The organism is Romboutsia timonensis, assembly GCF_900106845.1.
Lineage (GTDB): Bacteria > Bacillota > Clostridia > Peptostreptococcales > Peptostreptococcaceae > Romboutsia > Romboutsia timonensis.
This window is the reverse complement of sequence record NZ_LT629850.1, coordinates 501,842-518,028: the sequence shown is the minus strand read 5'-3', so window position 1 is coordinate 518,028 and position 16,187 is coordinate 501,842. Positions and strand designations below refer to the sequence as shown.

15 protein-coding genes are annotated in these 16,187 nt (G+C 28.7%); 1 reads left to right on the top strand and 14 read right to left on the bottom strand.

Annotated elements, in window-relative coordinates:
- Nucleotides 1-44 precede the first annotated feature (44 nt).
- The 14 genes from BN7997_RS05095 to BN7997_RS05035 form a co-directional block, all read right to left on the bottom strand.
- A complete protein-coding gene (locus BN7997_RS05095; protein WP_071119785.1) occupies nt 45-893 on the bottom strand; it encodes a DegV family protein in 849 nt (282 codons plus the stop codon).
- Nucleotides 894-1,009: 116 nt separating this feature from the next.
- Nucleotides 1,010-1,264, bottom strand: a complete 255-nt coding sequence (gene rpsO / locus BN7997_RS05090; protein ID WP_071119784.1) for a 30S ribosomal protein S15 — start codon at nt 1,262-1,264, stop codon at nt 1,010-1,012.
- 91 nt (nt 1,265-1,355) lie between these two features.
- Nucleotides 1,356-2,300 (bottom strand): bifunctional riboflavin kinase/FAD synthetase, encoded by a 945-nt coding sequence (locus BN7997_RS05085; RefSeq protein ID WP_071119783.1) that lies wholly within the window; start codon nt 2,298-2,300, stop codon nt 1,356-1,358.
- 25 nt (nt 2,301-2,325) lie between these two features.
- Nucleotides 2,326-3,234, bottom strand: a complete 909-nt coding sequence (truB, locus tag BN7997_RS05080; protein ID WP_071119782.1) for a tRNA pseudouridine(55) synthase TruB — start codon at nt 3,232-3,234, stop codon at nt 2,326-2,328.
- Nucleotides 3,227-4,222, bottom strand: coding sequence for a DHH family phosphoesterase (locus BN7997_RS05075; protein ID WP_242873387.1), 996 nt, complete (start codon nt 4,220-4,222; stop codon nt 3,227-3,229). Before BN7997_RS05075 ends, truB begins: the two co-directional genes overlap by 8 nt.
- Nucleotides 4,212-4,598 carry a 30S ribosome-binding factor RbfA gene (gene rbfA / locus BN7997_RS05070; protein ID WP_071119780.1) on the bottom strand — a complete coding sequence of 129 codons (387 nt, stop codon included), beginning with the start codon at nt 4,596-4,598 and terminating at the stop codon, nt 4,212-4,214. The genes BN7997_RS05075 and rbfA overlap by 11 nt, the downstream gene beginning before the upstream one ends.
- A gap of 21 nt (nt 4,599-4,619) precedes the next feature.
- Nucleotides 4,620-6,566 (bottom strand): translation initiation factor IF-2, encoded by a 1,947-nt coding sequence (infB, locus tag BN7997_RS05065; RefSeq protein ID WP_071119779.1) that lies wholly within the window; start codon nt 6,564-6,566, stop codon nt 4,620-4,622.
- 14 nt (nt 6,567-6,580) lie between these two features.
- Nucleotides 6,581-6,901, bottom strand: a complete 321-nt coding sequence (locus BN7997_RS05060; protein ID WP_071119778.1) for a L7Ae/L30e/S12e/Gadd45 family ribosomal protein — start codon at nt 6,899-6,901, stop codon at nt 6,581-6,583.
- The gene (gene rnpM / locus BN7997_RS05055; protein ID WP_071119777.1) at nt 6,891-7,166 is read right to left on the bottom strand and encodes an RNase P modulator RnpM; all 276 of its coding nucleotides are present in this window, start codon (nt 7,164-7,166) and stop codon (nt 6,891-6,893) included. The genes BN7997_RS05060 and rnpM overlap by 11 nt, the downstream gene beginning before the upstream one ends.
- Before the next feature lie 13 nt (nt 7,167-7,179).
- On the bottom strand, nt 7,180-8,232 hold the full coding sequence (gene nusA, locus BN7997_RS05050; RefSeq protein WP_071119776.1) for a transcription termination factor NusA: 1,053 nt from the start codon (nt 8,230-8,232) through the stop codon (nt 7,180-7,182).
- 29 nt (nt 8,233-8,261) lie between these two features.
- A complete protein-coding gene (rimP, locus tag BN7997_RS05045) occupies nt 8,262-8,723 on the bottom strand; it encodes a ribosome maturation factor RimP (protein ID WP_071119775.1) in 462 nt (153 codons plus the stop codon).
- 167 nt (nt 8,724-8,890) lie between these two features.
- Nucleotides 8,891-9,052 (bottom strand): hypothetical protein, encoded by a 162-nt coding sequence (locus tag BN7997_RS15535; protein ID WP_154665234.1) that lies wholly within the window; start codon nt 9,050-9,052, stop codon nt 8,891-8,893.
- A gap of 101 nt (nt 9,053-9,153) precedes the next feature.
- Nucleotides 9,154-10,728 carry a hypothetical protein gene (locus tag BN7997_RS05040; protein WP_071119774.1) on the bottom strand — a complete coding sequence of 525 codons (1,575 nt, stop codon included), beginning with the start codon at nt 10,726-10,728 and terminating at the stop codon, nt 9,154-9,156.
- A gap of 192 nt (nt 10,729-10,920) precedes the next feature.
- Complete coding sequence (locus tag BN7997_RS05035; RefSeq protein WP_071119773.1) at nt 10,921-15,219, bottom strand: PolC-type DNA polymerase III; 4,299 nt, start codon at nt 15,217-15,219, stop codon at nt 10,921-10,923.
- A gap of 265 nt (nt 15,220-15,484) precedes the next feature.
- On the opposite strand from BN7997_RS05035, the gene BN7997_RS05030 reads away from it, so the two are divergent.
- On the top strand, nt 15,485-16,159 hold the full coding sequence (locus BN7997_RS05030) for a hypothetical protein (RefSeq protein WP_071119772.1): 675 nt from the start codon (nt 15,485-15,487) through the stop codon (nt 16,157-16,159).
- Nucleotides 16,160-16,187: the final 28 nt, after the last annotated feature.

The window sequence follows — 16,187 nt, the reverse complement described above, 5'->3', positions numbered from 1 at the left end:
CATTATATCTATTATTTACACTTTGTTTTAAAATTAGTCATATTCTAATTAGAGCAACTTATAGCAAGTATATCTGGACCTGTATGAGAACATATACAAGCTCCACCTCTAGTTATTAGTACTTTTTTAGCTTTTATTCTTTTTTGTAATTCTTTCTCAAGCTTTTCAAAATCTTTAAAATTATCCCCATATCCTATAGTAACAATTTTATCTTTTAAATCCCCATTATTTTTCTCTAGTATCATATCGACAAGCTTACTTGCTAGGTTCTTACTTCCTCTAACCTTTTCTTCTAAATGTGCTTCTCCATCAGGAAATGAAAATACCGGTACTAAGTTAAGAATATTTCCTATTATAGCTGTAGCTACAGATACTCTACCACTCTTTTTTAAATAATCCAAAGTTTTAGGTGCAAAAAATAACATTACACTTTCTCTAATAGAATCTAATTCTTTTACTATTTCATCTGGGCTTAACCCATCTTCTATTAACTCACATGCCTTTATAACGAATTGACCACTTCCTAATGATAGACTCATCGTATCAAACATGTGAATATCATTTGCCTTATCACCCATATCAGTTCTTGCAAGCATTGCACTTTGATATGTACCCGACGATTTAGATGAACCATTTATACATATTATTTTGTAACCTTCATCTATATATTTATTAAATATCTCACTGAACTGGATATATGTAGCCTGAGACGTTTTTGGTATCTCCTTACTATTTTTTAGTATTTCATAGTATTCTTCCTTACTTATATCTACTCCATCTTTGTATTCTTTATCATTAAAGATTATAGTAAGTGGTACCACATCTAAATATTCTTTATCTTGAATTTCTTTTGGAATATCACATAGACTATCGCATATTAATTTTATTTTCAAAGTCATCACCTCTATATAAACTTTTCTATATAATAGCTATCAATACCTTTTTATATAATATTAAAATTATAAAAAGCAGGTATTATTATACCTGCTTTCAATACAAAAGTAAAAAATTACTTTCTTAATCCTAATTTAGCTATTAATGCTCTGTATCCTTCAAGATCTCTGTCTTTTAAGTAAGCTAATAAGTTTCTTCTTCTACCAACCATCTTTAATAGACCTCTTCTTGAGTGGTGGTCTTTCTTGTGCATTTTTAAGTGGTCGTTTAATTCGTTTATTCTAGCTGTTAATAAAGCTATTTGTACTTCTGGAGAACCAGTATCTCCTTCAAATCTTCCGAATTCTTTTATTATTTCAGTTTTGTTCATCTTGAGTTACCTCCAATTTAATTTTATAATCGCCAATAACTAAGCATAGATTTGGAGTAATCGTATGCCGAGTAATGGTTAATTTACTTGTTTATTGTATCATAACTTTTTCTCTTTTGCAAATATACTTTTTACATACATAGTTGGTATCTTTTTGAAGTTGACTTTTTAGTTCTTCAATTCCATTAAACTTTTTTTCATCTCTAATTCTTTCTAGAAACTCTATAGTTATAACTTTTCCATATATGTCTTCATCGAAGTTTAGTATATTAGTTTCAATAGATAAATTATCTCCATTTACGGTAGGGTTGTAACCTATATTTGTAGCGCCGTAGTATATTTTTCCATTAACATATACTTTCGTTGCATATATTCCTACTTTAGGTATAATCATATTTTTATTTATGCTTATATTTGCAGTAGGAAATCCTATTGTTCTTCCAAGTTTCTTTGAGTGTATAACTTCTCCTGATAACTTATAATTCCTACCAAGATATTTATATATATCTTCTACACTACCATCTAATATTAACTTTCTAATATAAGTACTACTAATTCTTACATCACCTAATTTTATAGAATTTACTATTTCTAATGAAAAACCATATTGCTTAGACAATTCTTGTAATAATTTTACATTGCCTTCTTTATTTCTTGCAAAAGTAAAATCATGTCCAACTATTACATTCTTAACATTTAGTTTATCTAATAATATATCTTTTACAAAATCATATCCAGATATTTTAGTCATATATTCATCAAATGGTATATTGATTACATAATCTACACCCATAGACTTTAATATTTTTATTTTTTCTTCATTAGTTATTATATTTTGTATAGAACCTGGTCTAAAGTAATTAACTGGGTGATTTTTAAAAGTAAAAACAACACTACTTATATTATTCGCCTTAGCATATTCTGTAGCCTTTTTTATCAACACCTGATGTCCCCTGTGTAACCCATCAAAATTCCCGATAGTTACTACACTTTCTTTTATTGTATCTATTTTTTCTATCGATGTTATAGTATCCATTTTGCATTCCCCACTTAATTGAGATTTATACTATAAATAGTTTATCACTTTTTACACTTATGGTGTTATTTTTTCTTATTATCTTACCTATTCCGATAAATTCTTTTGAACTATAAACTCTTACAAATTCATCATTTTCATTAAAGTCTTTTTCTATAAATCTTCTCTCGTCTATGATACCACCATTTATATAATATTTTTCAGCATTTTCATGTATCTTTATTTTATTAAAATTAGTTAGTACATAGTCTATATCATATAAATATTTATCTAATGTATTATTATCATTGTATTCTTTTAACTCTTCAAGTGTTATACCATTTTCTAAGTTAAATTTACCTGATGAAGTTCTAAGTAAGAAAGACATATGCCCTCCACAGCCTAAAACCTTCCCTACATCATAACATATACTTCTTACATAAGTTCCTTTAGAACATTTTACATAAAACATTATTTTATTGTCTCTTATGCTAAGTATATTAAGTTCTTTGATATAAACAGGCCTAGTTTTTAAATTTATTTCATCAGCCCTTCCACTTCTAACTAAATCACACATTCTTTTACCATTTACTTTTAATGCAGAATACATTGGCGGTAGTTGATCTATATGACCTCTTTGAGTGTCAAAAGCTTTTTCTATTTCTTCTTTGGTAAAACTAAAATTATCTACTCTTTCTAAAATTTCACCTGATGAATCATATGTATCTGTAGTTATACCTAATGTTAACTCACAAATATATGACTTATCTTTATTTAATATAAGTTCGCTAACTTTAGTCGCTTTTCCTATGCATATAGGTAATACCCCTGATGCATCTGGATCAAGGGTACCTGTATGTCCAACTTTTTTTGTGTTTAAAATCTTTCTTACAGCACTTACTACATCATGAGATGTCATACCTGTAGGCTTTATAATATTTACTATTTTATTCATATTTCTCACCTTGTACTGCTTTTACTACAGCCTCGACTATCTTTTTCTTTGCATCTTCTATACTAGAGTAAATCGTACAGCCTGCGGCTCTTATATGCCCACCACCATTAAAACTTTGAGCTAGTTTACTTACATCTACATAGTTTTTAGATCTTAGGCTTACTTTTACTTCATTTTCTTTTTTTTCCTTTAGAAGTATTCCAACTTCAACACCTTCTATATCTCTAGTGTATGAAGTTATTCCATCTACATCATTAAAACTTATCACATTTCTTTTTAACATTTCTTTAGTTATCGTTATACTAGCAATTTTTCCATCTACTATATCTAAAGTATTTAAAGCTTCACCTAATAATTTATAATAATTATATGGATTACTTTGGAATACTTTTTGAATTATAGTATCTTTTTTAGCTCCTTTTAATAAAAGCTCCTTTGCCATTTCAAAACTACTTGGATGAGTATTTGAATATACAAAATTACCAGTATCAGTTACTAAACCTGTATATAAACATGTAGCTACATCTTCATCTATTATATTTATATTTTCATTTTTTTCACATTCTACTAGTAAATTATAAACTAGCTCACAAGTTGATGATGCTTCAGTATCTATGTAATTAAAATCACCATAATAATCATTACTTGCATGATGATCTATACATATTATTTTCTTAGCATTATCTATTAAATTTTGGCTTATGCAAATTCTATTTTTATCTCCACAATCAAGTGCTACTATATTATAACTATCTAAGTTGACTTCTTCTGATTTTAATATATTCATATTTTCAACTAAAAACTTTAAATTTTGAGGAGGATTATCGTCTAATACATAGTAAACGTTTTTCCCTAATTTATTTAAAGCATAATACATCGATAAAGTTGACCCTATATTATCTCCATCTGGACTAATATGAGAAGTAACGATGAAATCATCGTTACTTCCTTTTAAGTATTTTATTATACTCTCTATATTATTCTTCATCAAATTCTTCCTCGTCAAATGAAGATGCTGTTGCTCCTTCATTAACTTTTCTTATTAAATGGTCCATATACATACCATTTTTGATAGAATCATCAACTTTAAATATTATTTGTGGAGTATGTCTAAGCTTAACACTTCTACTTACTTCTCTTCTTATATAGTTTACTGCACTTTTTAGTCCTAACAGTGTAGATTCCTCATCTCCACCTAATATACTTACATAAACATATGCATAGCTTAAGTCATTTGTAACTTCAACATCAGTTACACTTACCATAGATGTTATTCTAGGGTCTTTTATTCCACTTATAAGCATTGAGCTTATAACTTTTTTTATTTCTTCTGCTATTCTCTTTGTTCTGTTATATGATGCCATTAATATCGACCTCTTTTATATCTATTTTAATTTTCTTTCTACTTCTTTAGTTATATAAGCTTCTATTATATCGCCTTCTTTAACGTCATTGTAGTTAACAAAACTCATACCACATTCATATCCTTGGTTAACTTCTTTAACGTCATCTTTAAATCTTCTAAGAGCAGCTAATTGTCCTTCATGTATTATGAATCCATCTCTTACTATTCTTACTTTAGATCCTCTAAATACCTTACCACTAGTTACATAACATCCAGCTATAGTTCCAACACCTGATAACTTAAATGTTTCTCTAACTTCAGCTTTTCCTGTATCTTCATCAACATATTCTGGGTCTAACATACCAGTCATAGCTGCTTGAACATCTTCTATAGCTTTGTATATTATAGTATATGTTCTTACATCTACACCTTCTTTTTTAGCAAGTACTTCTGCACTTGGAACTGGTCTTACGTTAAATCCTATTATTATTGCATTAGATGCAGTTGCAAGTGTAACATCTGATTCAGTTACTGCTCCAACACCACCATGTATTACTCTAACAGCAACTTCTTCATTAGATAATTTTTCAAGTGATTGCTTAACTGCTTGAACAGAACCTTGAACGTCTGCTTTTACTATTATAGGTAATTCTTTAACTTCAGCATCTCCCATTTGAGCGAAGAAGTCATCAAGACTCATTCTTTGGTTAGATTTTAACATTTCCTCTCTAGCCATTTGTTGTCTCTTTTCAGCTACTAATCTTGCAGCTTTATCATTTGGTACTGCAACAACTTGGTCTCCACCTTGTGGAACTTCTGATAACCCTAATATTTCTACTGCTGTAGAAGGTCCAGCAACTTTAACTCTCTTTCCTTTAGAGTTTATCATCGCTCTTACTTTACCACTAGCAACACCTGCAACTATAGGATCTCCAACTCTTAAAGTACCACCTTGAACAAGTACTGTTGCAACTGGTCCTCTACCTTTATCAAGTTGAGCTTCTATAACTGTACCTACTGCTCTTTTGTTAGGGTTAGCTTTTAATTCTTCCATTTCTGCAACTAAAAGTACCATTTCAAGTAAAGTATCTATACCTTCTCTTTTTAAAGCTGATACTGGAACGCATATAACGTCACCACCCCAGTCTTCAACTAATAATCCTTGGTCAGCTAATTCTTGCTTAACTCTATCAGGATTTGCTCCTGGCTTATCTATTTTATTTATAGCAACTATTAAAGGTACATTTGCAGCTTTAGCATGGTTTATAGCTTCAACTGTTTGAGGCATTATACCATCATCTGCAGCAACAACTAATATTGCCATATCTGTAACTTGTGCTCCTCTAGCTCTCATAGATGTGAAAGCTTCGTGCCCTGGAGTATCTAAGAATACTACTTTTTCTCCATTTACCATAACTTCTGAAGCACCTATATGTTGAGTTATTCCTCCTGCTTCACTTGAAGTTACGTTAGTTTTTCTTATAGCATCAAGTAAAGAAGTTTTACCATGGTCAACATGTCCCATTACAGTAACAACAGGTGGTCTTTTTACTAAGTCTTCTTCTTTATCTTCTTCTATATCTATTAAAGCATCTATTGCTTCTAATTCTTCTTCATCATTAGCTGAACCTTCAACTAATTCAAATCCATATTCACTTGCAACTAATGAACCTATTTCAAAACTTATTTCTTGGTTTATTGTTGCCATTGTTCCCATCTTCATAAGCTTCATTATTATCTCAGATGCAGATTTATCTAATTTAGTAGCTAACTCTTGAACTGTTAATTTTCCATCTATAGCTATAGTATTTCCATTAGCTGCAGCTATTTCATCTTTTAATATTTCAAGTACTAATTCAACTTCATCTTCTTCTAGTTCAGAATCCTTATCTACTGCATTTATTTCTAATTCTTTTAATTTAGCTAATACATCTTCATTAGACATTTTTAATTCGTTCGCAATTTGGTATACTCTTGTTTTTGACACAAGATCACCTCCTATTATATTTTTTGTGTTTCCATTAATTCCAATATCTTATTGGCAAAATTCACATCTTTAACTCCTAGAGCAGCTCTTGGAGCTTTTCCTATTGCATATCCTAGTTGCAATTTACTTGAGAAATATACATATGGTACATTTCTATAGCTAGATTTATCTTTAAATAACTTCTTAGTGTTATCTGATGCATCCTCTGCAACTATAACTAGCTTAACATTACCTCTTTTTAGTTCAAGTAGTGTTGAATCATCTCCTGACACTATTTTACCTGCACGAGTTGCAAGGCCTAAAAATGAGTATATTTTATCTTCATTAGTCTTCATATTTTTGTAGCTCCTCAAGTAGATTTTCATATACCTCGTTAGGTACTTCTATTTTGAATGCTCTGTTTAATGCTTTAGACTTTATTGCCTTTTTTAAGCATTCTGCATCTTTACATATATATGCACCTCTACCGTTCGCTTTTCCTATTGGGTCTAAAAATATTTGACCTTCTTTATTTTTTACTATTCTTATTAACCCTTTTTTAGAGTCTCTTTCTTGACAAGCTATACACTTTCTTTGAGGTACCTTTTTAGTTTTTTGCAAAGGTCATCCCTCCTTATTCTTGATCTTGTTTTGCTTGTGATTCGCTTTTTATATCTATCTTCCAGTTAGTAAGTTTAGCTGCAAGTCTTGCATTTTGTCCTTCTTTACCTATTGCAAGTGATAATTGATAATCAGGAACTACTACTAAAGCAGACTTTTCTTCTTCATTAACTTCTACTTTTTCAACCTTCGATGGGCTAAGTGATGCAGATATATATTCAGCTGGATCATCGCTGTATTTTATTATATCTATTTTTTCATCACCAAGTTCATCAACTATATTTTTAACTCTTGAACCTTTAGGACCAACACAAGCTCCTATTGGATCTATCTTTTCATCTATTGATTTAACTGCCATCTTAGTTCTTGAACCAGCTTCTCTTGATACAGATTTTATTTGAACTATACCTTCAAATATTTCAGGTACTTCAAATTCAAATAATCTCTTAACTAATCCTGGATGGCTTCTTGATACTACTATTTGAGGTCCTTTATTAGTTTTCTTTACTTCTAATATATATACCTTTATTTTTTGTCCAGCTTGATAATGCTCTCCTGGTATTTGCTCAGCTTGAGTCATTATAGCTTCTATTCTACCTAGGTTTACATATACTATATTTTTATTTACTCTAGCTACTTCTCCTGTAACTATTTCATTTTCTTTATCCATAAACTCATTATATACTATTTCTCTTTCAGCTTCTCTTATTCTTTGAACAACAACTTGCTTTGCAGTTTGAGCTGCTATTCTTCCGAAATCTTTAGGAGTTACTTCGTTTTCTATTATATCTCCTAACTCATAATTTGGGCTTATTTCTCTTGCATCGTTTAGTTCAATTTCAAGGAAAGTATCATATAAGTCAGATTCATCAACTACTACTCTTTGAGAAAATACTCTAACATCTCCTCTTTCTCTGTCTATTTCAACTCTAACATTTTGTGCTGAACCGAAGTTTTTCTTATATGCTGTTAAAAGAGCTTGTTCTATAGTATCTATAAGTATCTCTTTATCTATCCCTCTGTCTTTTTCTAATTCGTCTAATGCTTCCATAAATTCATGATTCATTGCTATTTGTCCTCCATAATTATCTTTAACTAAAACTTTATTGCAAGTCTTATAAGTGCAACTTCTTTTCTTGTAAAATCTACTTCTTCACCATCTATTATAACTTTTATATTATTATCTTCAGTTAATCCAACTAGTTCTCCTTCAAATTGTTTAGAACCATTCATTGGCTTGTATAATTTTATTTCAACATCTCTACCTTTATATCTTTCGAAATCCTTGTCTTTTTTAAGTGGTCTATCAAGTCCTGGTGAAGATACTTCTAAGAAGTAATTATCCTTTATAGGATCTTTTTTATCTAGTATTTCACTTAATTCTCTACTAACTACTTCACAGTCACTTAAAGATATTCCACCTTCTTTATCTAGGTAAACTCTTAAGTAATATTCTCCAGCTTCTTTAACATATTCTATGTCTACGATTTCAAAGTTTTTAGCATCAACTATTGGTTGAACTATCTCTTCTATTGTAGCTTCTATACTTTTTCTCATTTGTGTTTCCCTCCTATTCAGTTGTAAATTTTTTAAAACAAAAGAGTGAGCACTGTTGTCCCACTCTTAGTTTCTGCAATATATACCATTTTATATACTATAATACCATATATTAGTTTTTGTTGCAAATTTTAATTGACTTTAAATTAATTATCTATTTTTTGTATCTAAATTTCTTTTTCTTTGTAGATAATCATTACCAAATGTGCCATTGCATATACTTTCCATTTTATATCTACTACATCTATATTATCTTTATTTTCTTGTAAAAATTTATTAATCTGCTCTTCTATATTTTCGTGGTAGTCAGTTATCATTTTGACTTTCATTTTATAGCCCCCAATTATCTTAAAATAACTTCTTACTTCAGTATATGAATTAAAGATTAAAAATTTTACAAAAAAAGTACTAAATCTCAAAATTGTAACTTTTAGTCCACCATTATTGATTCAAATAACAAATCTCCACTATTTGTTCTATCAAATATTATGTTGCATTTTTTTATATTTTTTAAATCTATATCATTATATAAAACCATTGGTATCCTTATGTTTGATATTGGTGTAACTTGATTCCAAAATTTTATTTCTTTTCCATTTTCAAAATCTAAGTTTTCTAATTTACCTTTTGGATAATTAATTAAATTACTTTCTTTTGAAATTTCTACCTTTTCAGATTTTCCTTTGTTATCTACTAATTCTATACATATACTTTGAGCTCTTCCTTTTACATTTGATTCATTAGCAGGACATATCATGGTATTTATAGTTATATTATTAAATTCACTAAAATCACTTATATCAGGCTTAAATGATAACTTTCCACCTTTATATTCCCACTTTATATTCAATAGTTCTAATATATTCTTATCAGATTTTGGCAAATTTATTTCTGGCAATTCATCTTTATATATTGTACTAGATTTTTTAATTATACTAAATTTTATATTCTTACCTTTAAACTCATTTATTTTTCTTATATCTTCTAGCTTTTCATTTTTAGACGTTTGTAAATAATTAATCACATCTAAACTATCTATTTTTGTTACTGTAGGTACTTTAGTATCATAAATAGTATTGTCATACTTATTTCTAAAGCAAGCTTTTAAATAAGTTATGGTAAATTTTTTTAAAAATTTTTCTTGTTCTAATCTACTAATTTGTTTACTCAAATCTATATCTAAATTTTGGGCGTCATTTGATTTAGCCTTAGAATTAAAATAATTATGATTAGCATTTTTTAATAAGGTTAAAGATAGTATATTTTGATTTTTATATTCTTTTAACATATTATAAATGCTAAATCCATCTAAGCCAACTACCTCCCCATCTAGTTCTGATACCAATATAGATATATTTTTTACATTATCTATATTAAAGTCATTGTATTTATTATTAGTTGGATTCACTAATAATAAAGTTAATATATTTATGCCTTTCTCACTTTGTTCTTTAGTTAACTTAAATATTGCTTCTTTACTTATAGAGTCACTAATTAAAGCTATATGTTTAAAATCTATTTTATTCTTTAAATCTATATCATATATATTATTGCCTTCATTTGATTCTTTAAGCATCTTTATATGTTCATCAACTATTTTAGGAATATTTTCATATTCTTTATCTACTGTATGTTTTAAATAATATGCAGGATCAGTATCTATGGATATTCCTAAATAACCATTTTTAGCAATATATTCTGTAAGATATCTAAATCCTTTATCTTGACTCTTTATATCTTTATAATAACCTGGCACTATTATAGCTACTTTTAATTTTTTCTGTTTTGGTTCTTTTGGTATTGAGATTATTCCTTTCAAGCTATAATTAATATCAGCAATATTTCTTTCTCCAATATTAAAATCTATCGTTTCAATTTCATAACTTCCAGATGTTTTTTGCTCTATCTCAGTTGGTTTTAGTATTTCTATTGGATTTTCTTTTGTTCCACATGCTGATAATAAAGTAATAATAAATATTATCGAGGTAATGATAAACTTTCTCATATTCCCTCCTACATAAGGTGTCTTTAATATATTGATTATTTAGATTATTGCCTTTATTAAACTTTGTAAATAGTATTTACAGTGCTCTAAAAAAAATTCTTAATAGTAAATTAATATATATTTAATAAAAAAACACCCAGTATCTAAACTAGGTGTTTTTTATATCTTACTATATTTTTTTTTAATCTTTTATTAAAATAATGATAATTGATTCTCATCACTCATGTTATCTAGCGAGCCATGATTAGTAAGTGTTTCTATAACCGTTTTTGAAATTTTAGTTCTCTTTCTAAGTTCTTCTTTAGATATAAACTCTCCATTTTCTCTTTCTTTTTGAATATTTATGGCAGCATTTTCTCCAACCCCTTGAAGAGCTATCATAGGAGGAAGCAACAACTTTTCTCCTGCAACCTTAAATTTACTTGCATCTGATTTATATATGTCAACTGGAAGTATTTTTATACCTCTTGCATACATTTCAAGTGCAACTTCAAGAACCGTTAGCATATTCTTTTCTTTGGCTGTTGCATCATTTCCTAAACTCTCTATCTCTTGTATTCTAGCCTTAATAGCTGGAAGACCTTTAACTATTAAGTCTGCATCAAAATCTTCTGCCTTTGTTGTAAAGTATGTTGCATAGAAAGCTTCTGGATAATGTACTTTGCAATAAGCAAGTCTAAATGACATCATGACATAAGCTACTGCATGGGCTTTAGGGAACATGTACTTTATCTTTTGACATGAATCTATATACCACTCTGGAACATTATTTTCGTGCATTTCTTCTATGTGTTCAGGTTTTAAACCTTTCCCTTTTCTTACATTTTCCATGATTGTAAAGGCATTTTTAGGCTTTAAACCTTTAAATATAAGGTAGTTCATTATATCATCACGAGTTGATATAACTTCATCTATACTAACTATATCATCTCTAACTAAATCTTGAGCATTATTTAGCCAAACATCAGTACCATGAGAAAGTCCCGATATACGAACTAGTGCATCAAAAGTTGTTGGCTTTGTGTCAAGCAACATTTGTCTAACGAACTTTGTCCCAAATTCTGGTATTGCAAGAGATCCTATAGGACAATTTATTTCTTCAGGTGTTACACCTAGTGCATCTGTTGATGTAAATAAAGACATTGTTTCTGGGTCATCTAGTGGAATCTCTGTTGCAACTATTCCAGTTATATCTTCTAACATTCTTATCATGGTCGGCGCATCGTGTCCAAGTATATCAAGTTTTAATATACGTCCACTTATAGAGTGATAGTCAAAGTGTGTTGTTATAACCCCACAACTTGTATCATTTGCAGGATATTGTATTGGTGTAAAATCATAAACATCTTTATAATGAGGAATAACCATTACTCCACCTGGATGCTGTCCTGATGTTCTCTTTACTCCAGTACATCCATTAGATAATCTTAAAACTTCAGCATTTGGAACGTGTATGTTATTTTCTTCTACGTATTTTTTAGCATATCCAAAAGCTGTTTTTTCTGCTACTGTACCTATTGTACCCGCTCTATAAACATAACCCTCGCCGAATAATTCTTCTGTATATTTGTGTATTACTGGTTGATAATCTCCAGAGAAATTAAGGTCTATATCTGGTTCTTTATCACCTTCAAAACCAAGGAAAGTCTCAAATGGTATATCATGTCCTTCTTTTCTAAGTGGTTTTCCACATTTAGGACAATCTTTATTCGGTAAGTCTACTCCCGAACCATATTCTCCTATTTCAAAGAAATATGAGTACTTACATTCTGGATCATCACATATATAATGTGCCGGTAATGGATTAACTTCTGTTATATCACTCATTGTAGCTGCAAATGATGAACCAACTGAACCTCTTGATCCAACTAAGTATCCATCACTTAATGATTTTGTAACCAGTTTCTGAGCTATTATATACATAACGGCATATCCATTACCTATGATAGAGTTTAACTCTCTATCAAGTCTAGCTTGTACAACTTCAGGAACAGGATTTCCATATATACGCTTTGCTTTTTCATAGCACATTTCTCTTAGCTCAACATCTGAACCTTCTATTACTGGAGGATAAGTATCATCTGGTATTGGTTTTATAACTTCAACCATATCAGCTATTTTATTACTATTTGTTACAACAACTTCATATGCAAGTTCTTCACCTAAGTATTTAAACTCTTCTAGCATTTCATCTGTTGTTCTAAAATGAAGATAAGTTTCTTCTTCATCAACTTTAAATCCTTGAGAGTATTTTAGAATTTTTCTTAACACGGCTTCATGTTTTTCTAAAAAATGAACATCTCCTGTTGCTACAGGTATTTTTCCAAACTTAATTGCAGTTTCAATAAGTTTTCTATTTAAGTCCCTTAATTCTTCTTCATCTTGAACTTCGCCTTTATCAATCATAAATCTATTGTTATCAATTGGCATTACTTCTATATAATCATATAAATCTATTATTTTAGACATTTCTTCATCACTTACATTTTTCTTAACAGCCTTAAATACTTGTCCTGCTTCACATGCTGAACCAATTATAATACCTTCTTTATATTTTTCTAGAACACTTTTTAATATTCTAGGTGCCCTATAAAAATGATTAACATGAGCATCTGATACTATTTTATATAAATTTTTAAGACCAGTATAATTTTTAGCTATTAAAGTTATATGGCTGGTTCCAAGTTTTGTGTAATCAACCTTACCTAAAACTTCATTTACTTGTTGTAGTGTTTTAGCTCCCTTATTATCTAACATTTCTAAGAACTTTATAAATATAAGTGCTGTAGCTTGCGCATCATCAACAGCCCTGTGGTGGTTTAAAAGAGGTACACCTAATGCTTTTGCTACTACATTTAATCTATGCCTTTTTAATTCTGGAAGTAACACTCTAGCCAATGTTAGTGTATCTATACTTCTATTTTTAAACTCTATGTTTTGTTGTCTACACTTTTCAGATATAAAACTCATATCAAATTCTGCATTATGAGCAACTAGTACACTATCTCCAATAAATTCTATAAACTTAGGTAAAACCTCATCTATAGTAGGTTTATCTTTAACCATATCATTAGTTATACCAGTTAACTCTTGTATTTTGTATGATATATCCTTTTGTGGATTTATTAACTCACTAAACTTATCTACAACTTTAAAATTTTCAATTTTTACAGCACCTATTTCAGTTATTTTATCATTTGTATTTGAAAAACCAGTTGTCTCTATATCAAATACTACAAATGTTTGTGAAAGTTCTTTGTCATTAGCATCTTGTATTATATCTTCTGAATCTTCAACTAAATATCCCTCTACACCATAAAGTATTTTTATATCTTTACCTTTAGCAGCACCCATTGCCTCTGGAAATGCTTGAACCACACCATGATCAGTTATTGCAATTGCCTTATGTCCCCATTTAGCAGCTTGTTGTATTAACTTTTTTGTTGAAGTTACGGCATCCATAGATGACATTTGAGTATGTGCATGAAGTTCTACTCTTTTTACTTCACTTTTATCTATCCTCTCTGGCTTTTCTTCTATTCTTATACCACTTATAGTCATTGTAAGCTCTCTTTGGTAGATATCATACATTGTATCTCCCTTTATTTTCACATAAGCTCCTTTAGATATCTTACCCAGTACGCTATCTTTATTAGTATCATTTAAAAATAATTTGCAACTTATAGAACTTGTAAAGTCAGTTATAGCTACTATTAAAAGTATCTTACCATTTCTAAGCTCTTTAGTGTCTATATCAAATATTTCACCTACTATACTTACAGTTCCAGAGCTATTATTTAAATCACATATTTTTTCAACCATGGCATTTACATTTTCACCATATATTAATTTTTCATCATATTCTGGTTTTATAACATAAGCAGCTTCTTCATCATCTGATTTTTCTTCCTTAGCATTGATTTCTAATTCCCTAATTTTTTCTTCTACCACTCTTTCACTTTTTCTAATTATACGTTTAACATCAATTTCTTCATCTATTGCTTTTTCCATAGTTATATTAAGGTCTATTCCAAGTTCTTCATTTAACCTAGACTTAAGTACATAAGCTATATTTAGCTTCATTAATCTATCATAAAAAAGTCCTTTTGGAAGCTTTATCTTTAAATTATCTTCTATACATAAATACTCTATTTGTTTATACCATCCTGCAATAGATGGACATAGTGCCTTAAATATATAAACAATATTCATCCAATACATTTTTATTATGTCTTTATTTTCTTTTCTATCAAGTCCAATATACGAAATCTTAATTTTTATATCTTTAAAATACGAAAGCTTTAATTTTAACTCTTCTTTTAAGGTATCTAAAATGTCATATGATATTATAGATTTTGAAGTTAAATGAAAGTATACTATTTTATCTTCTCTAAAATAAACTACTTTAGATACATATACATCCTTTAATTGTTTATTTAATATATTATTATTTATTTCTAGTCTATCTAAATAATCTTTTACACTCTCCAAAGTATCACTTCCTTTTACTATTCTTAAAGTAAATATTATATCACAGGTTAATTACTGTTATTAAATTTTTTATTTATTAAGAAATTATAAAATATGTATTGTATGGATAATTATAACTCAATAATCACAATTTAATTTCCTAATATATTTTAATTAATATATATCACATGTACTATAAATAACTTAATTTTTTAATTGGATTAGCTACAAATTCTAAATATTTTAATATTATATTATAAAGACAAAAATGTGAGGCGGTGTTAATATGTCCTGTGTCCCAGAAGTAGATTTTAATAAAATAATATATTGTTATCATGACCTAGGTGAAAAAAAATTACTAAAAAAATCTTTATCCGGACTTAATATAAATAAAAAAGTTTTTCTATTTTACGCAAGAAATAGCCATGTACCTATATGTGCCCTACCTAAATTTAGACTTGTTTTATCTTCTAGAAGTGGATTTTTATCATTCTGTTGTAACTTTTTTCACTTTATGAGTTGTTATAGGTATCCTATACCCATTTCTAAAGCAAATATAGCATCAATTGCTAAATTCGTTTTATCTCATGAAGTAGGTCATATTCTAGATCCAGATGTTTATGCATCAAAAGAAGAGTATGCAAATATATTAACTAACATTGTTGAAAAGCTAATTGAGTATGATATAGATATTGAAAAAGCTGACTTTTATAAAAAAAATCTTCCTTCTGACTTAGAGGAATGTGTAGTATTATTAAAAAAAAATCTAATATATAGAGAATCTAAGGCTTGGGATATAGCAAAAAACATTGTTATATTCAATAATGACGAAGATAGATACCTATTTGAACGAATTAGAGAATATGCACTTGCCACTTATAATTTCGGAAACTTAAAAAATATTATAAAAGAACATAATATAGAAAATATATTAAAGTATAGAAAATACTTTATAAACTAATATTTTTAATATATAAAAAGCTAGTTAA